General features: G+C 40.6%; 26 protein-coding genes. 13 read left to right on the forward strand and 13 right to left on the reverse strand.

The genetic code is table 11. The features are described from left to right. Positions 1 to 64 precede the first annotated feature (64 nt). Both ACL8WY_RS09070 and ACL8WY_RS09075 read left to right on the forward strand, forming a co-directional pair. Positions 65 to 724, forward strand: coding sequence for a LiaF transmembrane domain-containing protein (locus ACL8WY_RS09070; protein ID WP_436514386.1), 660 nt, complete (start codon positions 65 to 67; stop codon positions 722 to 724). A gap of 3 nt (positions 725 to 727) precedes the next feature. Next, positions 728 to 1,255, forward strand: a complete 528-nt coding sequence (locus tag ACL8WY_RS09075; RefSeq protein WP_436514387.1) for a GNAT family N-acetyltransferase — start codon at positions 728 to 730, stop codon at positions 1,253 to 1,255. Position 1,256: 1 nt separating this feature from the next. On the opposite strand, the gene ACL8WY_RS09080 is transcribed toward ACL8WY_RS09075, so the two are convergent. Further along, positions 1,257 to 4,019 (reverse strand): alpha/beta hydrolase family protein, encoded by a 2,763-nt coding sequence (locus ACL8WY_RS09080; protein ID WP_436514388.1) that lies wholly within the window; start codon positions 4,017 to 4,019, stop codon positions 1,257 to 1,259. Positions 4,020 to 4,220: 201 nt separating this feature from the next. Between ACL8WY_RS09080 and ACL8WY_RS09085 the strand changes: the two genes are divergently transcribed. Further along, positions 4,221 to 4,598, forward strand: coding sequence for a BlaI/MecI/CopY family transcriptional regulator (locus ACL8WY_RS09085; protein ID WP_436514389.1), 378 nt, complete (start codon positions 4,221 to 4,223; stop codon positions 4,596 to 4,598). Next, positions 4,598 to 5,815, forward strand: coding sequence for a M56 family metallopeptidase (locus ACL8WY_RS09090; protein ID WP_436514390.1), 1,218 nt, complete (start codon positions 4,598 to 4,600; stop codon positions 5,813 to 5,815). The genes ACL8WY_RS09085 and ACL8WY_RS09090 overlap by 1 nt, the downstream gene beginning before the upstream one ends. 57 nt (positions 5,816 to 5,872) lie before the next feature. Here the strand turns inward: ACL8WY_RS09090 and ACL8WY_RS09095 are convergent, their stop codons facing one another. From ACL8WY_RS09095 to ACL8WY_RS09125, 7 genes are all read right to left on the reverse strand, one after another. After that, positions 5,873 to 6,487 carry a LysE family translocator gene (locus ACL8WY_RS09095; RefSeq protein ID WP_436514391.1) on the reverse strand — a complete coding sequence of 205 codons (615 nt, stop codon included), beginning with the start codon at positions 6,485 to 6,487 and terminating at the stop codon, positions 5,873 to 5,875. Further along, on the reverse strand, positions 6,484 to 7,506 hold the full coding sequence (locus ACL8WY_RS09100) for a hypothetical protein (RefSeq protein ID WP_436514392.1): 1,023 nt from the start codon (positions 7,504 to 7,506) through the stop codon (positions 6,484 to 6,486). Before ACL8WY_RS09100 ends, ACL8WY_RS09095 begins: the two co-directional genes overlap by 4 nt. A gap of 8 nt (positions 7,507 to 7,514) precedes the next feature. After that, entirely contained in the window at positions 7,515 to 8,024 is a 510-nt protein-coding gene (locus ACL8WY_RS09105) for a DinB family protein (protein WP_436514393.1), read from the reverse strand. Between the two features lie 76 nt (positions 8,025 to 8,100). Further along, entirely contained in the window at positions 8,101 to 8,577 is a 477-nt protein-coding gene (locus ACL8WY_RS09110) for a regulatory protein RecX (protein WP_436514394.1), read from the reverse strand. A gap of 7 nt (positions 8,578 to 8,584) precedes the next feature. Continuing rightward, positions 8,585 to 9,064 carry a YcxB family protein gene (locus ACL8WY_RS09115; RefSeq protein ID WP_436514395.1) on the reverse strand — a complete coding sequence of 160 codons (480 nt, stop codon included), beginning with the start codon at positions 9,062 to 9,064 and terminating at the stop codon, positions 8,585 to 8,587. A gap of 53 nt (positions 9,065 to 9,117) precedes the next feature. Further along, the gene (nadC, locus tag ACL8WY_RS09120; protein WP_436514396.1) at positions 9,118 to 9,975 is read right to left on the reverse strand and encodes a carboxylating nicotinate-nucleotide diphosphorylase; all 858 of its coding nucleotides are present in this window, start codon (positions 9,973 to 9,975) and stop codon (positions 9,118 to 9,120) included. A gap of 43 nt (positions 9,976 to 10,018) precedes the next feature. Beyond that, a complete protein-coding gene (locus tag ACL8WY_RS09125) occupies positions 10,019 to 10,390 on the reverse strand; it encodes a DUF4783 domain-containing protein (protein ID WP_436514397.1) in 372 nt (123 codons plus the stop codon). Between the two features lie 97 nt (positions 10,391 to 10,487). Here ACL8WY_RS09125 and gpmI point away from each other — a divergent pair, with 97 nt between their 5' ends. Continuing rightward, complete coding sequence (gpmI, locus tag ACL8WY_RS09130; protein WP_436514398.1) at positions 10,488 to 11,990, forward strand: 2,3-bisphosphoglycerate-independent phosphoglycerate mutase; 1,503 nt, start codon at positions 10,488 to 10,490, stop codon at positions 11,988 to 11,990. Between the two features lie 2 nt (positions 11,991 to 11,992). After that, positions 11,993 to 12,544 (forward strand): hypothetical protein, encoded by a 552-nt coding sequence (locus ACL8WY_RS09135; protein ID WP_436514399.1) that lies wholly within the window; start codon positions 11,993 to 11,995, stop codon positions 12,542 to 12,544. On the opposite strand, the gene ribH is transcribed toward ACL8WY_RS09135, so the two are convergent. The 3 genes from ribH to pdhA form a co-directional block, all read right to left on the reverse strand. Continuing rightward, positions 12,541 to 13,023: a 6,7-dimethyl-8-ribityllumazine synthase gene (gene ribH / locus ACL8WY_RS09140; RefSeq protein ID WP_436514400.1), complete on the reverse strand. Its 483-nt coding sequence runs from the start codon at positions 13,021 to 13,023 to the stop codon at positions 12,541 to 12,543. The genes ACL8WY_RS09135 and ribH overlap by 4 nt on opposite strands. An 80-nt stretch (positions 13,024 to 13,103) precedes the next feature. Then, on the reverse strand, positions 13,104 to 13,799 hold the full coding sequence (locus ACL8WY_RS09145; RefSeq protein ID WP_436514401.1) for a tetratricopeptide repeat protein: 696 nt from the start codon (positions 13,797 to 13,799) through the stop codon (positions 13,104 to 13,106). A 127-nt stretch (positions 13,800 to 13,926) separates the two neighbouring features. Beyond that, on the reverse strand, positions 13,927 to 14,943 hold the full coding sequence (gene pdhA, locus ACL8WY_RS09150; RefSeq protein WP_436514402.1) for a pyruvate dehydrogenase (acetyl-transferring) E1 component subunit alpha: 1,017 nt from the start codon (positions 14,941 to 14,943) through the stop codon (positions 13,927 to 13,929). A 58-nt stretch (positions 14,944 to 15,001) separates the two neighbouring features. Between pdhA and recF the strand changes: the two genes are divergently transcribed. The 3 genes from recF to ACL8WY_RS09165 are packed head-to-tail and all read left to right on the forward strand — an operon-like array spanning position 15,002 to position 17,432. Then, complete coding sequence (gene recF, locus ACL8WY_RS09155) at positions 15,002 to 16,063, forward strand: DNA replication/repair protein RecF (RefSeq protein WP_436514403.1); 1,062 nt, start codon at positions 15,002 to 15,004, stop codon at positions 16,061 to 16,063. Between the two features lie 7 nt (positions 16,064 to 16,070). Then, positions 16,071 to 16,361, forward strand: coding sequence for a DUF721 domain-containing protein (locus ACL8WY_RS09160; protein WP_436514404.1), 291 nt, complete (start codon positions 16,071 to 16,073; stop codon positions 16,359 to 16,361). A 36-nt stretch (positions 16,362 to 16,397) separates the two neighbouring features. Further along, on the forward strand, positions 16,398 to 17,432 hold the full coding sequence (locus tag ACL8WY_RS09165) for a hypothetical protein (protein WP_436514405.1): 1,035 nt from the start codon (positions 16,398 to 16,400) through the stop codon (positions 17,430 to 17,432). Here ACL8WY_RS09165 and ACL8WY_RS09170 read toward each other — a convergent pair. Together ACL8WY_RS09170 and ACL8WY_RS09175 are read right to left on the reverse strand one after the other, a co-directional pair. Beyond that, the gene (locus ACL8WY_RS09170; protein ID WP_436514406.1) at positions 17,429 to 18,088 is read right to left on the reverse strand and encodes a DUF6048 family protein; all 660 of its coding nucleotides are present in this window, start codon (positions 18,086 to 18,088) and stop codon (positions 17,429 to 17,431) included. The genes ACL8WY_RS09165 and ACL8WY_RS09170 overlap by 4 nt on opposite strands. Further along, positions 18,069 to 18,509 (reverse strand): hypothetical protein, encoded by a 441-nt coding sequence (locus ACL8WY_RS09175; RefSeq protein ID WP_436514407.1) that lies wholly within the window; start codon positions 18,507 to 18,509, stop codon positions 18,069 to 18,071. Before ACL8WY_RS09175 ends, ACL8WY_RS09170 begins: the two co-directional genes overlap by 20 nt. A 120-nt stretch (positions 18,510 to 18,629) precedes the next feature. On the opposite strand from ACL8WY_RS09175, the gene rimO reads away from it, so the two are divergent. The 4 genes from rimO (at position 18,630) to ACL8WY_RS09195 (ending at position 23,813) form a co-directional block, all read left to right on the forward strand. Continuing rightward, positions 18,630 to 19,946 (forward strand): 30S ribosomal protein S12 methylthiotransferase RimO, encoded by a 1,317-nt coding sequence (gene rimO / locus ACL8WY_RS09180; protein WP_436514408.1) that lies wholly within the window; start codon positions 18,630 to 18,632, stop codon positions 19,944 to 19,946. 15 nt (positions 19,947 to 19,961) lie between these two features. Next, positions 19,962 to 21,515 carry a bacillithiol biosynthesis cysteine-adding enzyme BshC gene (bshC, locus tag ACL8WY_RS09185; RefSeq protein ID WP_436514409.1) on the forward strand — a complete coding sequence of 518 codons (1,554 nt, stop codon included), beginning with the start codon at positions 19,962 to 19,964 and terminating at the stop codon, positions 21,513 to 21,515. Between the two features lie 64 nt (positions 21,516 to 21,579). Next, positions 21,580 to 22,665: an alanine racemase gene (locus ACL8WY_RS09190; RefSeq protein WP_436514410.1), complete on the forward strand. Its 1,086-nt coding sequence runs from the start codon at positions 21,580 to 21,582 to the stop codon at positions 22,663 to 22,665. Then, a complete protein-coding gene (locus ACL8WY_RS09195; RefSeq protein ID WP_436514411.1) occupies positions 22,665 to 23,813 on the forward strand; it encodes a glycoside hydrolase family 3 protein in 1,149 nt (382 codons plus the stop codon). Before ACL8WY_RS09190 ends, ACL8WY_RS09195 begins: the two co-directional genes overlap by 1 nt. The last annotated feature ends 32 nt before the right edge of the window (positions 23,814 to 23,845 follow it).

Genomic DNA, 23,845 nt, shown 5'->3' on the forward strand with positions numbered 1-23,845 from the left:
TGCGTTAAATTTCAAAGGTGCTTTCATCTCTATGGCAGTACCTTTGAAATTAAATTTTAAACGTATGACTTCCTCAAATTACAAACGCGCAATCATTGGATTCATCTTGGTATTCATTGGAGGGATTTTTCTGCTTGACAATCTGGGGTTTGATATCGACATCCCGTATTATCTCTTTTCCTGGCCCGCTATTTTTGTTGTCTTTGGAGTTATAAACCTTCTCTCTGGTAATGGAAGGGCTTCTTTAATGTTTTTTAGTTTAGGTGCAGCCTTCTATCTGCATTACTATAACGTCTTACGGATAGGCCAAATCTGGCCGGTCATTTTAATTTTTATTGGACTCTCATTTATCCTGAGAAGAAAATCAGCTCCGCGAAAAATCTCTGAGAGTGGTGATAAATATTTTGATGAGGTCGCCATTTTCGGTGGAACCGAGCGCAAATACATTTCTGAAGACTTGCAAGGAGGAAAGATTACGTGTGTTTTTGGCGGATCAGAAATTGACTTGCGAGGATCAAAAGCACAAGATGGTGCAGTCATAGAAATCTTCTGCATGTTTGGAGGTGTAGAGCTTATGGTTCCCGAGGATTGGAAAATAAACATGGACGCAACTGCCATTTTCGGTGGTTTCAGTGATTCTCGAAAAAATGTAACTAGCGCAACTACAACCACGGTTCACATAAAAGGCTTTACCATGTTTGGAGGAGGTGAAATTAAAAACTGAATTATGCTTGAGTTAGGGGATGGATCCGTCACATTGCGTCCGCTTAAGAAAGCCGATGCGAGTCCAATTGCTCAGCTAATAAATAATCGGAAAATATGGGACAACCTTCGAGACATTCCATACCCTTATCATCTAAAGGACGCTGAGGCTTTTATTGAGTTGTCTTCTCAGCAAGTCCCTGTGGCCACATTTGGCATTTTCTTTAAAGGGGAATTGTGCGGGGTAATTGGGTTGATTATGCAAAAAGATATCTATCGATTATCTGCAGAGGTCGGCTATTGGATAGGCGAACCATTTTGGGGCAAAGGGTTGGCAACAAAATCGCTCTCACTCATCACAGATTATGCATTTTCCGAGCTTGGACTTAATCGTCTTTACGCCGGAGCTTTTGCGCACAATGAAGCTTCTAGGAAGGTGTTGGAAAAATGTGGCTATCAGAGGGAGGGGATTGCCAAAAACGCTATCATTAAAAACAATCAGATTTTGGATGAGTACAAATACGCCATCCTAAAATCTGATTTCCTTAATTAAGTCATTTGCCATCTCCCAACAGCTCGTAACCTTGATTAATGCCAAGTTCTGTAGCAGGCACTCCATCCCTCATCCATTTCGGCATAGGCTCACCTTTTAGATAATAATCAAAAAATTGAGCCAAGCGAATGTTGAAATCAATCCTGTTTTGAACTTTTACCGGCCAGTGTGGCTCACCTCGATAGTTTAGCATCCAAGCAGGCTTACCTAACCTTCTCAGAGCGCCAAAATATTCGATACCTTGATACCATGGCACAGCACCGTCTTCATCATTGTGCATGATCAGTACAGGCGTTTGCATTTTATCGACGAAGAAAATAGGTGAATTTTCAATGTACCGTAGTGGATATTCCCACAGCGAACCGCCAATACGACTTTGTGTTCTTTCGTATTGGAACATTCGGCTCAATCCTGATCCCCACCTGATACCTCCATATGCACTGATCATGTTAACCACCGGAGCTCCTGATTCTGCGCACTTAAATATGTTGGTTTCGTTTAGCAAATGAGCAATTTGATAACCTCCCCAGCTATGTCCTTGAACACCAATGTTACCTTCGTCTACAAATCCTTTTTCAATTAATGAGGTGACGCCTGGAATCACACAGTTGTAGGCATCTTCTCCCGGGTATCCTGTTTTGTAATTAACATTCGGATTGAATATAAGATACCCTCGAGAAGCATAGAAGCTATAAGTAATGGTTGATCTACCTGGGTATGGTTCTCTATGGCTATTCAATCGATCAGAACTTTTCTCATAGAAATTGACAATCATTGGATATTTCTTATTTGGATCAAACCCTTCAGGCTTCACGAGCATTCCTTCCATCTTCTGACCGTCCAATGATGTCCAGTACACAAGTTCAATCGTTCCCCACTTATAGTCCTTTTGTTGCGGATTGATGCTGCTTATCTTTTTCAAGGACTTGAATGAACCATCCGTTGCTAGAATATCTGGAAATGTTTGGAAGTTTTCTTGGGTAAATATTAGGTTCTTATTGTCTCGCGCCTTTGCAAATGAACTGTATTGGTAATCTCCGGAAAGCAATTCTGAAGGAGAATTTTTGCCATAAGTAAAAGATAATAAGGCTTCCTTCTTCGTGTCCTTATAAAAAGCTGAAAGTAGGAGTTTTTGTCCCTTTTTGATGAACCTTTCATCGTTATCAAGTTTCACATATCGAAAGGTAAGTCCTTTGCTTCTCCCATTTGGAGTAATTCGCTTTGCGGGCGTGTTCATTGCGGGATCTATTTCCCAAATGTCGTAGCGATCATAAATCAATACGCGATCATCGTTTTCGGTCCAACTCATTACTCCATAAGGCCATGGGTCGGAAGGCGTATCATGTGTTTCGTTGAAGAATGCTACCTGCTTATTTGTTGTTAATTGCCTGGTTGTATTGTCTTTGAAAGAATAAGCAAACCATGCGGAATCAATGTTATTATACCAATAAGCATATTTCCCTAGCGGTGAAAGTAAGATAGATCCTCGAACTCCTTCTAGAATTTTTGTCTTGCTACCATTGGACAGATTAAGTCTATAAACGTCATTCAATGTGTATCCTTCCCATGTCATCAGCTTTCGGTAGTTGTAATCGCTCATAGCCAAAGCGGTATTGCCATCGCCTTCATCACTTACATTGATCCTAGAAAAACCTGTTCCTCCCAACTGAACAAAACCGTCTTCCTCTGTATTGTAGTAGCTGAGATAGCCAAATTTCAAATCATCGTTTTTTTCATTCTCCTGATGCGTGAAGAGTCTTTGATCGTTGGAGTTCCATACCTCCACATTCACAATTTCATCATCCAGAAGTGCCGTGTCCTGAAGTACGGGAAACTCTTTAATCTCAAAAAACAAACGCTTTCCGGTTTCGGAGAAATAGGGTTTGAAATCACTGTTGACCATTAATTGGTCCAGCACGCTATTGTTAGCTATAGCCTTACTGCTGTCCCATTCAGTTTTGTAATAATTCAAATGGTAATCTCTTTGAAGTGCCTTGGTAGTATCTATATCAGCAATGAATGTGAGTTGGGTTCCCTTGTTGTCCCAGGTCAGCTGCGAATATTTGCCTTTAGATCGATATACCGGTTGGAAGGATTTAGATTCAAAGTTAAAGATGTAAACGCCTTCTTTTGTAGTGCTGTCGTTTCCGGTTGTGGTTAATGCAAGTCCCGCTCCTTCCTCTGCGATTACATAGTCCAGTACATATGGAAATGAATATTCAGACTGATCAGAAAGGTTTTTTATCACCAGATCAAAGCCGTTCTTTTTGCTTCGTTTCTTTTCTTTCTTTTTGGCTGTATCCGGAGCTGGCTCGTACAAATACACTAAATAATCATCCCATTCTCTTGGCACTTTGAAGGATTTCAGGCCGGACAGTTTGGTCAATTGACGATCGCTCAACGAGTAAATTGCCAAGGTATCTCCAGGCATATCTTTTTCCTTGGTCTTATTTCTTTTTAGCTCTCTGAGCTCATCAAAATCAGGTGATAATTTGAAAATCAGGAATTCTGAATTGTTTGAAAAGGATGGATTATAAGCACGATTATGCTTAAGAACCTCTGTGCCGTCAAACTGATGAAGCAGCAGCGACTCATTACCATAACCATTTGGTTTCAGGGTATACGAAATATACTCTCCGTCATTACTGATCAACCGATCCTCCACGCTTCTCCAGATATTATACGCGCTATGATCAAGTTCCTTTTTTGTTTGCGAAATGCCAAACTGTGGCACAATGGCCAAAATAAGAATAAGCTTTTTCATTGTGTAATTTTTTTCTCCAAGGTTGAATTCCGTGGAGTCTCTTCTAAAAACATTAATACTAGCCAAAAAAATATAGGTCTTCAACGGAAAATATATAGGCGGTAGGACAGATGTTTCCTGAACAATCTAAGATATCTACTAAATTAATAGTAGATTTACTAAATCTTTAGTAGAATTGCTTCGTACAAGACCCTTTTAAAAATGGAAACACTTACCAAAGCAGAAGAAAAAGCAATGAAAATTCTCTGGTTAATTAACAATGGTTTGATCAGAGATGTGGTAAAGGAGTATGATGAGCCAAAGCCTGCGTATACCACAGTAGCTACAATCATTAAGATCCTTGAAAAAAAGGGATTTGTGGGAAGAAGAGCCATAGCCAACACGTTTGAATATTACCCACTCATTAAAGAGGAGGACTACTCCAAGAAGTATATGAAGTCATTCGTGAAGAGATATTTTTCAGACTCTTTTAAAAGTATGGTGTCGGCTTTCGGGACAAACGAAGAGCTGAGTACTCAAGAAATGGAAGACTTAATTAAGCACTTTCAAAGCCAAATTGACAAGAAAAAAACTGAATAATGGAAAGTTATCTATTACAATCAAGCGTAGCTCTTGCTGGGTTTTACTTGCTCTACCGACTTCTAATTATCCGGGAAAACAACCAGCAGATGAAACGTTTCATGGGTCTTTTGATCGCACTCTTTTGCTCAAGCTTTCTGCTTATGCCTTCTTTTCAGACAAAATTGGAAAAAGAATTTCCGGTTGTTGTACAGGATGCGCTAATTAGTGTGGATTCGTTCCAGTCTACTCTTGAGTTCACACCACCAGAGGGAACAAGTATTTGGCAAATCATCTACTTTATTGGTGTTGGCATTTTTGCTCTACGATTTTTGATCGGCTTAGGAGGAATAATTCGATTATTACTAGCCTCTGATATAAGTAGAAAATGGGGTTTTTATCTTGTTGAAACGAAAGCTTCTATTTCGCCTTTTTCCTTTTTCAATTTCTTATTCATAAAAAAAGAAGAGGTAGAAAAGCCCGGTTTGGAGCCAATTATTCATCACGAACAATACCACAAAGATCAGCTCCACTCAGTGGACGCGATCTTACTTGAGGTTCTCACAATCCTTTTTTGGTTCAATCCATTCATCTGGCTTCTGCAAAGAGACATCAAAGCAAGTCATGAGTTCTTAGCTGATGATTATGTGATCACTGGAAAAGGATTTGATAAGCGGATTTATCAGGATTTGCTTTTCGAAGCACGAACTGGTGTTTCCTTCAAGTCAGTCAACTATTTAAGTAACCAAACAAGTTTAAAACAACGATTTAATATGATGGAAAAAAGAAAAACTCACTCAAAAACAAGCTTTATTAGAGCAGGAATAGTTCTGGCTGCTATGGCGATTTCTTTATTTACTACGGCATTCTCCTCTACTTATCAAGCAGGTGACTCACAACTTAATATCCAGATCTACACCGCTAATGGTTTAGTAAATCTAGATGAAGGTATTCCTAAGGACACAGATAAATTGTATGTTCGAATGCTTCCAAGTGAAGGAGAAGACTTAAAGTTAAGAGTTACCAAGACAGAGTTGACTTTAGTTGTTGGAGGTATGGGACGCGGACAACTAAAGGGTGGAGAAGTTATAGACTTAGCGGCAGCAAGAATTGCAACCGCAGAAGAAAAAAGCACACTTCTTCTGGAGATCAAAGAGTATCAAACAATGAACAGTGAAAACATTGTAAGTACAATTATTCCTGAAGAATCAGTGTTCTTCAGCATTCCAGTTAACTAGATAATACTCACTATCTACTAGAAGTCAACTATCTCTGTATAGTTGGCTTTTTTACGTTTAAATCACCAGCTTAAGCAAGAAGTAAACACCTAATCCCAATAGTAAAAAGCCCGGCACTTTATGAACTAGAAAATGATTATCTGCAATTTTTGAGAAGCGCTTTCCTAGTGCATTGACTGTGAGCAAAAGACAGAAGGTGCCGGCAGCCAGCCCGATCAGATACATCCAGAAACCATATCCATCAACGTTAATCCAGTCATCATTTTCCAAATACGTTGTAATCGCCAGCCAAAACGGAATCGTCATTGGGTTGAGAAAGCCCAAAAGTAGACCTCTTAAAAAACCGTGCCTTCCTGTGAATTTGGTATCAACCTTAATGGAGGAGGATGTAGACTTTGAGAGAATATTTGAAAGACCTAGTCCGATCAGTGCTATTGACGTGATGATTCTGAAGTAATCCGCAATTACTTCATTTGTGTTCAGGTAGATATGAAACTGAACTGTGACTCCAGCATACAAAAACTCAACTGCTGATGCCGCAAAAGCAAGGAAAACAGCAGCTCTTCTTTTGTTTAGAATCGCCATTTGCATCACCGAAACATTGATTGTTCCCGGAGGGATTGAGCCGATATAGCTCACAACGAAAGCCACAATAAGTGTTTGTAAAATCATGAATTGGCAAGTAGACGATTATACTTATGATGGGCTTTCCATTTTTTATAGCCTCGCTTAAAGCTCCAATAAGAATGCCCTCTTTTACGATTCAGGCGGCTAATATCTGATAAAACCGATAAATGCCAAAGGATGTCTTTATATGCTTTCCAAAGTGGAAATCCCGGTTGGTAGATATGTGCGGGTTCTGCCCCAGCTCCATTGAGCTCGAGAATTTTGAAATTCTTCAACTGTTTTAGATCATCATACGACCTACACTTTAGATCATACCGCCCAAAATAGAAATCCGGTATTTCATCGCTCAAGGTGTTGAATGCCTCCTCTAGTGATGAATCAATTTCGTGATTATCATTTAAAAATTTGGTGCCCCTGCTGTGATTACCTATTGGCTCAACCAGTACTCGCTCACCCTCCTCTGGAACTTCAGCGCCAATCAATTGAAGGTAATCACTTGTAAGATCTGCAGTCATTATCGCCCTTGTATTTTTCTGTAAGAGCTCGTTAACAGTGCTTTGCCCATCGCCAACAACTGACAAGAAATCCTTTCTAACAATGGAAGTCACCTTGCCTTTCTCTCCTGGATATTTCACATAGAATACTCCAAGTTCAATTGGGTAGTCTACCATTTCTTGTATGAGGAAATCTACGGGACAGGCTTCTACATATTTCTTGAGTGCTTTTTGTGAATGAATCTTACTTACCCAATTGCCTCGTTCCCCCACATCAGGTTTTGCAATCAAAGGAAAACCCATCTTTTCTGCCTCTAGCGCTGTTCGCTCTAAGTCTCCTTTGCTGATAAGCAAAGTCTTTGGCATGTATTGATCTGGAATGAGATTAAATATGTCTGACTTCTTTTCGCCTACCATTCCTCCAAACTCAATGCTTGGATTGGAAGCCGTGAAAAAAAAGAAGGAGCGATGCTTCAGTATCAGCCACGCATAGTAGAAAATGATAGGAAAATAGAGTACTGAGAAAGGCCAGTATTCCCAGTTGCGTAATCTGACCAGTAGCTTTTTCAAAAGTTGAATTAATTCGCTTTAGTGCTTTCTCGATACCGGATAGTAGAACTCGCCACTCCAAAGTTTTCGGGAAGTTCAATATAGGTAAGTGAGTGATTGACCGCCACCTTCAACAACGCCATGTGATGGATGGCATGTTCAATATTATAAGCCAACTCACGATAAAAGCTACTTTTCATTTGATCGTTTACATCATTGCTGATCGCATAATTTGCTTCAAATGTGAGTGTAAAGTCGTCTTGGTTTTTATCTAAAAAATCATGAATCGATTGGATCACGCTTAGAGCTAATTTCTTATCTGTTTCAATCAACGTGTCATGCTTTCGCTGATCATAATTCACCACTCTACTATTCTCCGCGTCAAATAGACAAATGAAAAACTCCAACGTATGTCTAATATGTTGGCCAAAGGTGGAGTTACTGAGTTCGGTCAATGGACGAGCGAAATCTTCCTCTTTACAAGAGTCGATAACTTGGGAAAGCTGTGAAAGTAGGTCCTTAGCTGATGATTGAAGCATATGAATTAATTAACGCAAAAATAAACATACGGATTTTCTCCGTTACAGGCTTTGATTTTTCTTCTAAAAGGTATTGCTAGCGACTTTCCTTGGTAATTGAATTGATCGCACTCCATATCAAGTCCTGCTCGAACCCCTTCCCTACCAAATAAGCCAGGGTTTTTTGCTTTCGTTTAAAGTCGTCCTCTTTTTCAAGTTTCGACCACTTTGTAGTGGCCAGCTCCAACAACCTTTTATAATATTTCTCCGGGTTGATCCGATCGAGGGCATTTTGTATGGCATCCCCTGATAGCCTATGAGCATAGATATTGGCCTTGATTTTTTGCTTTCCCCAAGAATTAAATTCGAACTTATCATTGCAATAGGCATTAGCAAACCGCTGCTCATCTACAAATCCTTCTTTGGTAAGCTCTGCTACCAGCTGCGCTGCATCTTCTTCAGCTATTCCCCAGCTTTGAATTTTTTCGAATAGTTCGTTTGGCGAACGTTCCCGAAAGGCGCAAAATCTACCAGCCTTTTGCTTTACCTCTTTGATGCCTGATTTTTGGGCCATCAAAATCCTATTTTTCTGCTATGTAGCCTTTTCTTTTTAGCACAGTCTCCAGAAATCTAATTTCATTCTCGTTATTGAATATCCGGAATGGGAGGTGAACCAGCTGGGCTTTGCTTGCAAACAGGATAAATGCATCTTTGCCTTTTTTAGCTCGTTTGATTTGATCCCATTTCATTGGCATACCCTGTTTGGCATTCATCTTAATTAAGATTTGCTGCGAAGAAATCTCATAAGATAATTTCTCGAACATGAACTTACCTTGTTCTAGTTGTGTGATTCCTGCAAACTGGATCAACCAAAACAATAAGTAGAGCGAGAGGGCAATCGTAGCTCCTGTGATCCACCAGTGACTTGGTGCAATAAAATATCCGCAGCAAATTGCAGCATATATTAAGAATACCCACCACTGTTGTTTCAGTGCTGCTTTAAAAGCTATTCCAATGTATTTTTTGGTAGGTAATTTGTATTTTTTAGTTCGTACTATCATGGCTCAATCGCTCTTGTCTACTTCTTACAATGATTACACCGCGAATATAGAATTTAAATAGCTTTGAGACTCATATCCAGACTCCTGTATGAGTGCGTAAGTGCACCGACTGATATGTAGTCAACACCTGTTTCGGCAATTTCTGCGATGGTTTTTTCTGTAATCCCACCAGATGCCTCAGTCTCAAACCTTCCTCCAATCATTTTTATCGCCTGCCTAATGTCCGAAGGAAGCATGTTGTCGAGCATAACTCTATGTACTTGTCCAACTTCCAAAACTTCATCTAGCTCTTTCAGGCTCCTAACCTCGACTTCAATATTAAGCTGAAGATTGTTTTTCTCTAAATAAGCAACTGTCTGATTAATCGCATTTTTAACTCCACCGGCAAAATCAATGTGATTGTCCTTAAGCATGACCATATCATACAAGCCAAATCGGTGATTTACACCTCCTCCAATCACAACTGCCCACTTCTCAGCTAACCTAAACAACGGAGTAGTTTTTCTGGTGTCTAGCAACTTAGCTTTTGAACCCTTGATCAGCAGATTCATATGATGTGTATACGTCGCTATAGCACTCATCCGTTGAAGGCAATTGAGAACCAATCGTTCGGCCGAGAGGATTGATCGTGAGCTCCCCTTAACAGAAAATCCAACCTCACCATGTTCAATTAAGTCACCGTCCTTTTTGTTGAAATCAATGACAAGTTTAGGGTCAACATATTCAAAAATCTTTTGTGCAAGTTCAAGCCCGGCAATCATACCATCGTCCTTGATAAGAAGATGTGCTTCGCTAGTTGCACTTTCTGGAATAGATCCAAGAGATGAGTGATCTCCATCACCAATATCCTCGGCAAACGCTGCCTTAATAAAGGTATTTATATTTTTTGTAGTTAAATACGGTAAGTCCATTGTGGCGAAAATTAGTGCGTGGGCGGCTTAAGGGCGAAATAAGCTACTCTTGGCTGAAATTCAAAGTATCAATCAGGTATTTGTCGCCTATCTTCTTAATAAACATCACTACTCGATACGCGCCATTTTCATGTGTATATCGTCCGATAGTATATTTCAGGCCTTGTGAAGCCCCTTGATGGATGTAAGCAAAGTTCTTTGGTGTATTCTTGGAGAAGAAGTCCCTCAAAATCACTTCAGCTTGCGCCTTACTATAATTTGAGCTCTCACCATTGATTTTAATCTCTACCGTTTGATTGCAAAACTTGATCAACTCTTTTGAGCTCCCTGCCTTCAGTGCAGTTCCAATGTCCTTGACTGTTTCCTCCTGATTTGGGGAAAAGAAAAGGGTTACTATCAGAATTAGCATTTTCATCACTCTTCAAATGTTTGTATACAATGTAGTAAAAACCATGCCCAATTTATTCAATCAATGAAGGACATTCAAAAATTGACCCCTCTATATTTGCCATATGAATAAGAAAGTCATTCTCTTGATACTAGATGGTTGGGGCATTGCCAAGGACAAAAATGTATCGGCAATCGACAAGGCACACACTCCTTTTATGGATCAAATGTTTTCAAAACATCCGCATAGCACATTAGAGGCGTCTGGTTTAGCCGTCGGTTTGCCAGAGGGACAAATGGGAAATTCTGAGGTCGGTCACATGAATATCGGAGCAGGGAGGGTGGTGTATCAGGATTTGGTGAAAATCAGCAATGCAGTTAACGATAAGTCAATCGCAGATAATGCTGTGCTAAAACAAGCGATAAGCTACGCCACGGAAAACGATAAGCCGATTCATTTAATCGGGTTGTTATCTGATGGTGGAGTGCACTCTCACATAGATCATCTGAAAGGCTTGCTTAGCACCTTTGCGGAAAAAGACTTTCAAGATGTCTACGTGCACGCATTTACCGACGGAAGAGATACTGACCCCAAAGGAGGCGTGGAATACCTGCGTGACCTACAACACCATATGGCAGAATCTACAGGCACACTAGCAACCATCACTGGCCGATACTATGCGATGGACCGAGACAACCGGTGGGAACGTGTTAAGCTCGCTTATGATGCACTAGTAAAAGGCGAAGGAAAAATGGTTCAAGATCCTCTGAGAGCAATGGAGGAATCATACATGGCTGATATTACAGATGAGTTTGTAGAACCAATTGTATGTGCGGATGCTAAGATCAAAGATGGGGATGTTGTGCTCTGCTTCAACTTCAGAACGGATAGAGGACGCCAAATAACGCAAACGCTAACTCAACAAGACTTTCCTGACCAAGGAATGAAAAAGCTTGATCTACACTATGTCACCATGACAAACTATGATGACTCATTTGAAGGAGTTCGAGTCATGTATGACAAAGACAACCTGGAAATGACTTTGGGTGAAGTCCTGGAGAAGTCGAATAAGAAACAGATTCGGATTGCGGAAACCGAAAAATACCCACACGTTACGTTTTTCTTTTCGGGAGGTCGGGAAAAACCTTTTGACGGTGAAAAACGAATTCTTTGTCCTTCACCTAAAGTAGCAACTTACGACTTACAGCCCGAGATGAGCGCCAGTGATATTCGGGATAAAATCATCCCCGAGTTGAAGGAAAAGTCCGCTGATTTCATTTGTCTGAACTTTGCGAACCCTGACATGGTGGGTCACACAGGTGACTTTGAGGCAGCTGTCAAAGCTTGTGAAACGGTTGATCAGTGTGCGGAAGCAGTTGTGAAAACAGCTTTTGATAACAACTACCTTTCAATCATTATCGCAGATCATGGCAATTCTGATATGATGATTAATCCAGACGGCACACCAAACACAGCTCATACTACGAACCTTGTTCCTTTCATTGTGGTTGATAAGGACTTTAATGGTGAGTTAAAAAGTGGGAAGCTTGGAGATCTCGCACCTACCATCCTTGAAGCAATGGGAATAGAAATTCCTGCAGAGATGACCGGAGACGTTTTAATTTAAAGATGAGAATATTACCAAACTTGAAAATTGGGACATTGGCCCTTCTGCTTTTTACAGGCTGTCAAAAGCTAAAACCAGATTCGGTGCAAATACCGGAATACCCGGATTATGCAGAGTTAATGACTAGTCAAGCTGAATTACTAGGCAATGGCAAGGCTACTAAAAAGGTGTCGCTAAAGGGTAAAAACGAAACGCATGTTTTGAACATGGACTCTGCCAAATGGGTAAAAGAGCTCTCCTTCTTAAAAGAAATCAACCCGAATCAACCCGAATATGTAGGTGCATTTGTAAAAAGTGGGGATGAGCTAAATCAAACACTTAATTTGGCGGAAGGAGAAAATGGCCCACTGAAAAGAACAACATTTTCAATTGGTGATGCAGGCTACGAAAAGGTCATTGCGATCTTCCATGAAGACAAAGACGTTTACATTCACCACCGGGAAATCGAGCTAAACTTTGCAGATGGTTTGTTGCGCTCCTTTCAGATTGAGGGCTATCAGAAAATGATGTTTAAGGATACGGTGAGGTTTAGTGTTGAAGTCACGGTCGATTAAGACTTCACTTCCAACATTTTTATTGCAGTAGCCGCCGCTTCGTCTCCCTTATTTCCATGTTTTCCTCCCGCACGATCCAATGCCTGCTTCATGTTATCTGTAGTCAGAACACCAAATATTACCGGCTTATTATATTTCAGATTTACGTTTGTAATGCCATTTGCGACCGCATCGCATATGAAATCAAAATGCCTGGTCTCTCCTTGAATTACACATCCCAGACAAATCACAGCATCAACATCTTTTCGCTCAGCCATCCACTGTCCGCCGAGACTTAACTCAAAAGTTCCGGGCACATTCATCCGTTCAATATTATCACGAGTGGCACCAGCACTCAATAGCGTTTGATATGCTCCGGCATAGAGTGCTTCAGTCACTTGTTCGTTCCACTCAGCCACTACAATTGCGAACTTATTTTTACTTATGTTCAGCGATTGATTGATTTTCACATCGCTGAGGTTCTTTTCTGATGATGCCATAAAACAAAGAGAATGAAGTTTCTACAAATAAAAAATGTCACCTCGAAAGAGATGACATTTTAATTTTAATTTGATGTCTATTACTGAGCCAGAGCTTCTAGTCTCGACTTTTGCTTTTTCGCGTCATTTACTTCTGACGCATTTGGATAATCATTGATGATTGATCCGTAAGTTGAAGCGGCAGCAGCAAGATTTCCATTTTGCTCCTGAGCAATCGCTAATTTCTTAAGATAAATAGGCGTGAATGATTCGTTTTTCTTGTAATTAACTGCTTTTTCGTAGCTGCCAATTGCATTTGCAAAATCATCCTGTTCCATATATGCATCTCCAATGAGGGAATATGCTCTACCCTGAAGTAAGTAATCGTCGCTGCTAAATTTTTTCAAATTTCTTATGGCTCCCTCAAAATCTCCTAATTTCAAGTAAGATGCTCCTGCATAAAAACTTGAAAGATTAGCCGCTTTGGTGCCTGGAAATTCGTCCATGATCTCTAGGAAACCATAGCTGTTTCCGTCTCCATTCAAAGCCAGACCCAAACTGTCTGCGTCAAAATAGTACTGAGCTTGAAAAAGCTCTTCTTGCGCCATTTGGTCTTGATTCGTGATATAGTAGTTATAAGCAGCGAATCCAACGATCACTAAAGCAAGGACTCCTCCTATGCCAAAGACCATTACCTTGTTTCTCTTACTGCTAAAAAACTCATTGGCTTTATCAACGATTGCATTTGGATCTTCTAGGATCTCTATGCCGTCATCATGTTGTTTTCCTTTTGCCATTTTTTTTGAATGTTGGGCACTCAATAATGAATCGAATGCCGGATTATCTCAATTAATAATTCGCCTCTCGGCTTTTTGCGGACGCAAAGATATATTTTTTGTTCAGATGTGTAAGGCTATCAGATAATTATGTGTTGACAAATGGATAATCATTCTCAACATAATTGTCTGTGTAAGCTTCAGATGCTTCCGGCCATGGCGAGTCTTCTGCAAATTGAACTGCGTCAGCCACCCGGCTTTTGATCTCTGTATCTATTGCCTTAAGATCGTCCTCGGTTGCCCATTTGTTCTTAAGAATTGTTTGCTTTACCTGCTCAATTGGATCTTGTTTCTTGTATTCCTCAAGCTCCTCTTTTGTTCTATACTTTGCTGGATCTGACATGGAGTGACCCTTATATCTGTAGGTTCTAAACTCGAGGAATGTTGGACCATTTCCCTTTCTGGCTCTATCTGCCGCCTTGGACACTGAGTTATGCACGTCCTCCACTCTCATAGCATCAACAGGCTCTGAAGGCATATCGTAAGCTTCCGCAAGTGTATGAAGTTCGGTTACGTTAGAGGTTCGCTCCACTGAGGTTCCCATCGCGTATCCGTTGTTTTCCACAACAAAGATCACTGGCATCTTCATTGTCATTGCCATGTTGAATGCCTCATGTAGTGCGCCCTGACGAACTGCACCATCTCCCATGTAGCAAATACATAGACTTTTTGTGCCTTTATATTGTTCGGCAAAACCTATGCCCGCTCCCAAAGGAATCTGCGCTCCCACGATTCCGTGTCCTCCTATGAAATTCACCTCTTTGTCAAACATGTGCATGGATCCCCCTTTTCCTTTCGAAACACCTGTCGCTTTTCCGAAGAGTTCGGCCATCACTTTTCCGGGATCTGTGCCCAAAGCCAACGGATGACCATGGTCCCTATAAGCTGTTATCCATTTGTCATCTTTTTCAAGCGCAGAAACAGCGCCAGAAGCACACGCTTCCTGACCAATGTAGAGGTGACAAAACCCACGGATTTTTTGCTGGCCGTAAAGCTGACCAGCCTTTTCTTCAAACCTCCTCATTAGCTGCATCGAGCGAAACCACTCCATGTATTGGTCTTTTGAAAACTCTACTGATTTTTTTGTTGTCTTTTTAGCCGCCATAGGACCCAATTGTTTGATTTACTTTGTAAAACAGATAGCGAAATTACTGCAAAAAACCATGATCCTAAAAAGCCTTCGGCTCACAGACTTTAAGAATCACTCCGAATCTCAATTTGAATTCGAAGATCGAATTAATTGTGTGCTCGGAAAAAACGGAGTGGGTAAAACAAATCTGCTTGACGCTATCTACTATTTGTCTTTTACCAAGAGCGCCGTAGGATCTCAAGATCGTTTCGCAATTTCACATGACCAACGTGCATTTACCATTCATGGCACGTACGATGACCTCACAATTGCCCTTCAATTTGAGAAAGGGAAAGTAAAAACACTAAAAATAGATGGACAAGAACCCGGTCGTTTGAGTGACGTCATTGGCAAAGTTCCGCTCGTAATTGTATTACCAGACGACACGTCTATGATTAAAGAAGGTAGCGAAGAGCGCAGAAAGTTTTTCGATGGTGCGCTTTCTCAATTTGACGATGAATACCTCCAATCGTTACTCCAATATAATAAGCTACTCAAGCAGCGAAATAGTTTGCTCAAACAGGCAGAAGGAAGAAAAATAAACCCTCAGCTTCTTGATACCTATGACGAACAGTTAATTCCATTGGCAATGACCATCTCAGGCAAGAGAAGAGAGGTCAGAGAAAAGTTCCTTCCTTTTCTTAAGAAAAACTATACTGATCTTCACGATGGGAGCGAGGCGCCATCCTTAACCTTCAAGTCGCATGTGGATGACTCCTTTGAAGAAAGATACAAAGCGAACCAACAAAAGGATCAAATCATGCAACGAACCTTATTGGGTAGTCATAGAGATGACTTTGAATTTATGTTAAACGGTGAATTGATTAAGAAGTTTGGTTCTCAAGGTCAGCAAAAGACCTTTATCATCGCCTTGAAATTGGCTCTATACGATTTCCTGAGAGAGCAAACCGGGAAGAAACCTCTTCTCCTCCTCGATGACATCTTTGATAAACTCGACGACTCTAGAATACAGCTACTTGTGTCCCTCCTCCTAGATAGTGATCGTTTTGAACAGATTTTCATATCCGACGCAAGGAAAGACCGGAGCAAAGTATTATTCAAAAAGGAGAAAGCCGTAAAGTTTATAGACCTTTGAGGCGCTGATGAAAGAAGATCCTATCAAAAGTTTTCGAAATGCGTTTCAAGGATTCCTGAAAGAGGAAAACCTCGAGCATACCTTCAAGCAGAAGCAAGTCATTGCAGATTGGGAGCGAATCATGGGGAAGACGATTGCCTCCAGAACCACTAAGGTCTTCTTCAACAAAAAAATCCTATTCGTTAAACTTTCATCTGCTCCGTTGAAAAACGAGATGCAAAATTCCAAAGCTCAGATAATTGATCTTATTGAGAAGGAGATTGGCAAAGGCGAGGTGGATGATGTGCGGTTTTTGTAATTTCGTTCGCTCATTTACTTTACATCTAACTAATTAATGAAGCTTAGAAACTTACTTTATGCCCTAGGGCTTTTACTTGCTCTATCAGGATATACTCAAAGATATGACAAGAACTCCACCTTAAAAGACTATGTAATATTGTATGATTCTGTGATGATACCTGGAGAGGTTCGCCTTAGCAATGAATCCAGTACGGTTGACTTCAAAGCTCGTAACAAACAATACTTTGAAACATATGGCTCTGACAGTGTCACAAGTTTTAGGTCTGTTGCAAAATTTTACTCTACAAAAAGGGTTAATAACCAACTGTATTTTGCCGAAGCATTGGTCTTGGGAGATGTATCACTATATGCCATTGCTGACTTTTTTCTATTAGAAGAAAATTCCTCTTCTAGAATAGTTGAAGAATCCAATTTATCAAAGGTATTCTCGGAAGTTTATGATGATAAATGTAATTGGTCATACAATCGTTCTAATTTGAAATACCACAAAGAACTCCTCACTTCCATTGTTAGGGGATATAATAAAGCCACTTGTTTTAAAGTTCAAACGAATCCATTTGGTTTTGTGTTGACCGCTGGGAGTTATAGCACCAAACTTAAGCCCAATGCTAGTATCGTGTTGCCAAACGGAATTGATTTTCAAAAAGTATTAATCTCATTCGGTGTTTTCAAAGAATTTCCTTTACATAAAAGAACAAGCTTTATTGCAACATTGGAATACTACAGAGTGAGTTCGCTAGAGTATTCGGTCCAGCCAATTGATTTAGATTTTAGAGAATCTTTTTTTGTAATAGGTGTCACACCAAGGTTTTATATAAAAGATTTTTTTATCGATTTGGGAGTTATCTCAAGAGTTCTTCATTCTAGTAACCAAACGCTAACGCTAAATGATGAACAAGCAGATCTCAATACCAAAGGGGTCTCATTAGGATATAATGCAGGACTTGGATATCGAATTCACAAAAACCCTAATCAAAAAGTAATTGATATTATTCTTCACTCTAAAGGACTTGGCAATAAAAACATAGGTTACACCCACACAGGGATTTCCTTAAGAGTTGGATTCTAATTGAACGGAATCCTCCACGCCAGATAATAATCGAAAGCGGTAGAATTCTGACGCTTTGTTTTTCCAAACCCTGGAATGTCAAATGCTTTCAGTTCTCCCTCACCATTGATCTGCCGGAGAAACTGCCAACGCATGGTAAAGCCCATGTAGAGATTTGAAACGATTCTGCCACGCAGTGCAAATGCAACCTCTAGCCACCTTGCGGTCAGGGCATTGTTTTCTAGCAGGTAATCCTGTTCTCCATAACCCTTGTCTGCAGTGAAAAGTAATTGATCCTCAAAACTGGCGCGTGCATACCTCAGTCCCAGCGAAAGCACATTTCCGCTTGCTTTGTCCTTGGTGAAGTTTCGATCAAAACCGATTCGGTAATAACTCCCTTTATTTTCATAGGCAAAAGACTCTCCACGCTTATGCTCTTCTATTCCAAAGTCGAACACTAAATTGTATTTATGAATTGCTACGGCCGTCTGAAATTCGTGAGTTGTTAAGTTCTCTGAACCCGAAAGGGTACGAATTCCACGAATGGCATTAACACCAATTTTCACTTCGTATGGTCGAAAGTCCACCGGTTCCTTCACCTTCTTTGGCGGGGCTGGCTGACCTAACACAACCAACCCGATAATCCATGCCGATATGCTAAAAATAGATTTCAACATTGGTGCTTATTTGTCTGTTTGTTACTGTTCCAACTACCACCGTCGAATCAAATGTTTGCCTTACCGTATCAATGCCGATAAATGTATAGGAGGGATCGCACTGAGGATCAAAAATAGTGACCTGAAGTTCATCATAACTGATCTCCAATTCAAAATGTGAAGTGTCTGAATCGAAGAAAAAAGTGGTGGTTGTATCTTCTGGATTTAATGGAAGGCCGACACCCGTAGAATCAGTAAATGGTGTAAATGAATACGGTGAATTCTCAGCCGTTATGGTAAAGCCTACCTTTTTTGACGATTCGCTTTCTATGTCGTAAAATCTTACCACCATGAAATCCAAATCGTCATTGGTATCACAGTTCTCAATATCCTGGCAGGATATGATTGCAAGTCCTAATAATATAATCGTGAGTTTTTTCACCAGCTCGCAAAATTAAACCTTAAAGGCTTCTAACTAAATGGAACCCTCATATTTCCATTAGCTTTGCACAACGATGCGGGGATTGAACTAAAAATAGGACGCGTTGGGTTAATTAAGATCATGAAAACGAAGGGTTTAAAGAAAACAAAAGTCAACATCGTCACGCTTGGGTGCTCCAAAAACCTGGTGGATTCTGAAGTGATGCTGACTCAGCTGAGGGGAAACAATATTGATGCCACGCATGAGTCGACAAAGGATGATGCAAATGTGGTTGTGGTGAATACCTGTGGATTCATTGACAATGCCAAACAAGAATCGATCGATACCATTCTGCGCTATGTCGATGCTAAGCAAGAAGGACTGGTAGAAAAAGTATACGTCTCCGGCTGTTTATCTCAGCGATATAAGGACGAACTCAAAGATGAAATTCCTGATGTAGATGCCTGGTTTGGAACGGGAGATCTGCCTGCTTTGCTCAAAAAATTTAAAGCTGACTACAAGAAAGAGCTTTTAGGCGAGCGAATTGTAACTACCAATAAACACTACGCCTATTTGAAAATTGCTGAAGGATGCGACAGGCCTTGCAGCTTTTGTGCAATTCCGTTAATGCGGGGAAAACATGTTTCCAAACCAATGGAACAAGTAGTGGCCGAGGCACAATCATTGGTAAGGAATGGGACAAAAGAAATTCTACTCATTGCTCAAGACTCAACCTACTACGGTCTGGATCTTTATAAAAAGAGAAACCTGGCAGAATTGATGGATCGGCTGGCCGACGTAGAAGGATTGGATTGGATCCGTTTGCACTATGCATTTCCTACAGGGTTTCCAGAAGACGTGCTGGATGTGATGGCCAAGCGATCCAATATTTGCAATTACCTGGATATTCCTCTACAACATGCCTCCTCCAATATGCTGAAAATGATGCGAAGAGGAACCACGCGAGAAAAGACCGAAGCTTTACTAGACAAAATGCGATCGAAGGTGCCGGACATAGCCATACGAACCACCTTGATAGCAGGGCATCCCGGAGAGACTCAGCAAGATTTTGAAGAAACGCTCGATTTCGTTGAGAAAAACAGATTTGAGCGTTTGGGCATATTCACCTATTCACATGAAGAAAACACCCACTCATACAATTTTGAAGATGATGTGCCGGACGAAACCAAACAAGAACGTGCAAATGCCGTAATGGATTTGCAGGAAGAAATTTCCATGAGCATCAATGAAGAGAAAATCGGCAAAGAATATAAGGTGCTGATTGACCGAATGGAGAGTGGTACATTCATTGGAAGGACCGAGCATGATTCGCCAGAAGTTGACAATGAGGTGATCATTCCAGCAGATCATTCATACTTGCGAATTGGAGATTTTGCCCAGGTAAAAATTACCGACGCGACAGCATTTGACCTGTATGGCGAACCTATTAAGCCTTAATCTATTAACTAAAGCGTGCGCACCGAAACCATTCCTTTAGATGAAACCGACTGTTTTTCACAGTTTTTCTTAGACTATATCAGTAAGAACGAAGCGCTTGCACCTTTTTATAATGTCTTTCCTTCCGTTCCCAATTTCAAAGAAGTTATTGAAAACAGAAACTTCACGGATTCCAATCGTGAAGTACTGGTTAAGGTTTTAAAGGAGCAGTATCATGAGTTGGAAATCTCACCATCTGTATCAACAAATATTGAAATCCTTTCCGATTCAAAAACATTTACAATTACCACAGGGCATCAGTTAAACATTTTTACCGGACCTCTCTACTTCATTTACAAGATCATTACCGTTATCAATGCTTGCAAAACCCTGAAACAAGCTTACCCGGATTACAACTTTGTTCCGGTCTATTGGATGGCCAGTGAAGATCATGACTATGATGAAATCAATCACTTCTTTTTTGAAGGAAAGAAATTCATTTGGGAAACAGATCAAAAAGGAGCGGTAGGTCATTTCGACCCGTCCGGGTTAAAAGAAATAGCATCCAAACTTCCGAAAGGTGCAGATTACTTCAAAGAAGCCTACTCAAAGGAAACTTTGGCAAAGGCTGGACGCTCCTATGTAAATCATCTTTTTGGGCATGAAGGGCTTGTTGTTGTGGATGCGGATCATCGTGAACTTAAATCACTATTCAGCGAGGTTATCGAGGACGATCTTTTCGTCCATAGTGCGGAGGATTTAGTTGCAAAAACCTCCTCCTCACTTGAATCTCTTGGGTATAAAACACAAGTTCACGCCCGTCAGGTAAATCTTTTCTATCTGGATAAAGGCGTACGTGAACGCATTGAAAAAACAGACAAGGGATTTGAGGTAGTGGATACAGATATCAAATTCACCGATGAAAAAATGCGAAGGCTCATTGCCGACCATCCCGAAAGATTCAGCCCCAATGTAGTGCTGCGTCCGCTTTACCAGGAAACGATTCTTCCAAACCTTGCATACGTAGGTGGCCCGTCCGAGGCAGTTTACTGGCTGCAGTTAAAGTCAATCTTTGACCACTTTCAAACTTCATTTCCACTATTGATGCCAAGAAACTTCGCATTGGTAATTCCTCAAACTGCTTCTTCAAAATGGGAGAAAACAGGAATGGCAAGTACAGACATTTTCATGGATGCGGAAAAGGCTTACACTAAATGGGTAACATCCAATACGGCTCATGATCTTTCATTTTCCGATGAACTCGCCGGGTTAAATGAATTAGAAAATGTGCTAAAACAAAAAGCTGAACAGGTTGATCCAACCTTGACTCAACATCTCGAGGCACTGTATACGTCTTTCAGAAAGCGAATTGAGAAAGCAGAAAAGAAGCTTGTGCGAGCAGAGAAGCGTCATCATGAGGACCGAAAGCAGCAGATTGAAGCTGTCAAAGAAATTCTATTCCCAGGTGGCAGTCTGCAGGAACGACGAGATAACTTCCTCAATTTCTATCTAAAGAACCCACAATTCATCCAGGTTTTACTCCAAACATTCGATGCCTTTGATTATCGAATGTATCTGCTCTATGAGTAAGTCATTAAAATCCTCTCTTCTTTTCCCTGATTGATTATTATTTTACAATAGTCAATTCAGCAAGATGGAAATAAGAACACCAACCCTTTTAGTAGACAAAAAGAAGTGCCTCGACAACATCGAAAAGATGTTGAAAAAAGCTCAGAAGTCAAATGCTGCCATTCGGCCACATTTCAAAACTCATTTTTCTGCGGAAATCGGCAACTGGTTTAAATCCAAAGGTGTAGAAAAATGCACAGTAAGCTCTGTATCGATGGCTCAGTACTTCGCTGAAAATGGATGGAATGACATTACAATTGCATTCCCCTATAATCCTTTAGAAGCCTCCGATATATCCGCCCTTGCTTCAAAAATCAATCTCAACATCCTGATAGTATCATCTGAAAGTCTGGAGCACGCATTGACTAATATCTCCTCAAAAGTGGGCTTCTACTTAAAGATAGATGTTGGAACTCATCGGACCGGAATTGATCCACGAAACGAAAAACTGATTGCTCAGCTTATTTCAAAGGCAACAGACAAAATGGAGTTTAAAGGCTTTTTAGCTCATGCTGGCCATACTTACGGATGTAAAGACTTTGAAGGTATAAAGTGGATTTTTGATGGAGCAACCAAAGCACTTACTCAGCTCAAACAAAAGTTTGGGGGAATGATCTCATATGGCGACACTCCATCATGCAGCATAATGGATGATTTGTCTTTTTGCGATGAAATGAGACCAGGGAACTTTGTCTTCTACGATTGGATGCAGCACAACATTGGGTCTTGCTCTGCTGAAGAAATTGCCGTTTGCCTTGCCTGTCCGGTAGTTGCAGTTCATGAAGAACGAAATGAGATCCTTATCTATGGCGGAGGCGTTCATTTATCAAAAGATCGCGTGACAGAAAAAGACCGCATGGGAAAAGATCAAACCTGTTTTGGCAAAATGGTACGACTTGAAAAAGTTGGCTGGAATCCAGAGATAAAAGGTAACGTGGCAAGACTCTCCCAGGAACATGGAGTAATTAAATTATCACAAGATGAAATCGCTCATGTAAAAGTAGGAGACTTGATTGGTGTGATTCCAGTACATTCGTGCCTTACTGCTGATTTACAAGCTTATTACCTCTCCACGGAAGGAGAGAAAATAGAAAAGATGACGAAATACTGATGCATAAAACTCTTTCGCTGCTTTTTACAATAATCGCCCTCGCCGGAAACGCTAAAACCGATCCTCCTAAAGACACCATTGACATTATGATTGGTCAGATGATCATGATCGGAATCGGAGACTTCAATCTTGTTAATTCCTCAGAGCCCATCTTCAGAGAAATTAAAGCCGGAAAAGTAGGCGGTGTGGTTTTGTACGAGAAGAACATCCTTTTTGAAAGTCCTAAACCAGAGTTGGCGTTACTGGTAGATATGCTTCAAAAAAATTCTTCCATTCCACTTTTTGTGAGCATAGACGAAGAAGGTGGTCGTGTGTCACGAATGAAGACCCGATATGGGTTCCCAAAAAATGTGTCCGCACAATACCTTGGAGATATGAATAACATGGACTCTACCAGGTACTATTCGAGTCAGACTGCTTCAATCCTGAGCAGTTTTGGTATCAATATGAATTATGCGCCAGTAGTAGATGTGAATATCAATGCAAGAAACCCAGTTATCGGCAGACTGGAGAGAAGTTATTCCGAAGATTACCATGAGGTAATTCAGCAGGCATATGAAGTGATAAAGCAGCACGACAGAAAGGGTGTCGTTCCCGTCCTGAAACATTTTCCCGGACATGGTAGCAGTCAAAGCGACACTCACCTGGGATTGACAGATGTGACTGATTCGTGGCAGCTAGAAGAAATGTATCCGTATTCTGCACTCATTGATAGCGGTGTGGTCAAAGCAGTAATGACAGCTCATATTGTCAATAGCACGCTTGATCGAAGCAAAAATCCCGCTACTTTATCTAAACGAATTGTGACAGGTATGCTTCGCGATTTTTTAGGATTTGAGGGCGTCATCATCTCTGATGATATGCAAATGGGAGCCATAAATAATGAATATGGCTTACGAGAAGCCATTAAGCTCTCTATTGATGCCGGACTAGATATGTTGATGTTTGCAAATAATGTCCATGATTATGAAAGAGTAACTGCTACTACTGTTCATGCCATCATAAAAGACCTTCTCTTCGAAGGAATTGTTAGCCGAGAACGAATTTATGACTCCTATAAACGCATCATGAAGCTGAAAGCAGAAACGGGGCTTTGCGATGACGACTACTACAGATCATTAAAAAATAAGCTTAGGATCTATAACTAAGGGTCTAATAAAACCTGATTTTACTATCTTCA

The organism is Ekhidna algicida (genome assembly GCF_051379705.1).
Taxonomy (GTDB): Bacteria; Bacteroidota; Bacteroidia; order Cytophagales; family Cyclobacteriaceae; genus Ekhidna.

Coding starts and splice junctions, on each gene's coding strand:
- ACL8WY_RS09095 (WP_436514391.1), bottom strand. CDS start 6,487: ATGATTTTACAAACACTTATTGTGGCTTTCGTTGTGAGCTATATCGGC.
- gpmI (WP_436514398.1), top strand. CDS start 10,488: ATGAATAAGAAAGTCATTCTCTTGATACTAGATGGTTGGGGCATTGCC.
- ACL8WY_RS09070 (WP_436514386.1), top strand. CDS start 65: ATGACTTCCTCAAATTACAAACGCGCAATCATTGGATTCATCTTGGTA.
- nadC (WP_436514396.1), bottom strand. CDS start 9,975: ATGGACTTACCGTATTTAACTACAAAAAATATAAATACCTTTATTAAG.
- ACL8WY_RS09125 (WP_436514397.1), bottom strand. CDS start 10,390: ATGAAAATGCTAATTCTGATAGTAACCCTTTTCTTTTCCCCAAATCAG.
- ACL8WY_RS09135 (WP_436514399.1), top strand. CDS start 11,993: ATGAGAATATTACCAAACTTGAAAATTGGGACATTGGCCCTTCTGCTT.
- pdhA (WP_436514402.1), bottom strand. CDS start 14,943: ATGGCGGCTAAAAAGACAACAAAAAAATCAGTAGAGTTTTCAAAAGAC.
- ACL8WY_RS09170 (WP_436514406.1), bottom strand. CDS start 18,088: ATGTTGAAATCTATTTTTAGCATATCGGCATGGATTATCGGGTTGGTT.
- ACL8WY_RS09195 (WP_436514411.1), top strand. CDS start 22,665: ATGCATAAAACTCTTTCGCTGCTTTTTACAATAATCGCCCTCGCCGGA.
- recF (WP_436514403.1), top strand. CDS start 15,002: ATGATCCTAAAAAGCCTTCGGCTCACAGACTTTAAGAATCACTCCGAA.
- ACL8WY_RS09105 (WP_436514393.1), bottom strand. CDS start 8,024: ATGCTTCAATCATCAGCTAAGGACCTACTTTCACAGCTTTCCCAAGTT.
- ACL8WY_RS09080 (WP_436514388.1), bottom strand. CDS start 4,019: ATGAAAAAGCTTATTCTTATTTTGGCCATTGTGCCACAGTTTGGCATT.
- ACL8WY_RS09165 (WP_436514405.1), top strand. CDS start 16,398: ATGAAGCTTAGAAACTTACTTTATGCCCTAGGGCTTTTACTTGCTCTA.
- ACL8WY_RS09075 (WP_436514387.1), top strand. CDS start 728: ATGCTTGAGTTAGGGGATGGATCCGTCACATTGCGTCCGCTTAAGAAA.
- ACL8WY_RS09115 (WP_436514395.1), bottom strand. CDS start 9,064: ATGATAGTACGAACTAAAAAATACAAATTACCTACCAAAAAATACATT.
- ACL8WY_RS09110 (WP_436514394.1), bottom strand. CDS start 8,577: ATGGCCCAAAAATCAGGCATCAAAGAGGTAAAGCAAAAGGCTGGTAGA.
- ACL8WY_RS09085 (WP_436514389.1), top strand. CDS start 4,221: ATGGAAACACTTACCAAAGCAGAAGAAAAAGCAATGAAAATTCTCTGG.
- ACL8WY_RS09145 (WP_436514401.1), bottom strand. CDS start 13,799: ATGGCAAAAGGAAAACAACATGATGACGGCATAGAGATCCTAGAAGAT.
- ribH (WP_436514400.1), bottom strand. CDS start 13,023: ATGGCATCATCAGAAAAGAACCTCAGCGATGTGAAAATCAATCAATCG.
- ACL8WY_RS09160 (WP_436514404.1), top strand. CDS start 16,071: ATGAAAGAAGATCCTATCAAAAGTTTTCGAAATGCGTTTCAAGGATTC.
- rimO (WP_436514408.1), top strand. CDS start 18,630: ATGAAAACGAAGGGTTTAAAGAAAACAAAAGTCAACATCGTCACGCTT.
- ACL8WY_RS09190 (WP_436514410.1), top strand. CDS start 21,580: ATGGAAATAAGAACACCAACCCTTTTAGTAGACAAAAAGAAGTGCCTC.
- ACL8WY_RS09090 (WP_436514390.1), top strand. CDS start 4,598: ATGGAAAGTTATCTATTACAATCAAGCGTAGCTCTTGCTGGGTTTTAC.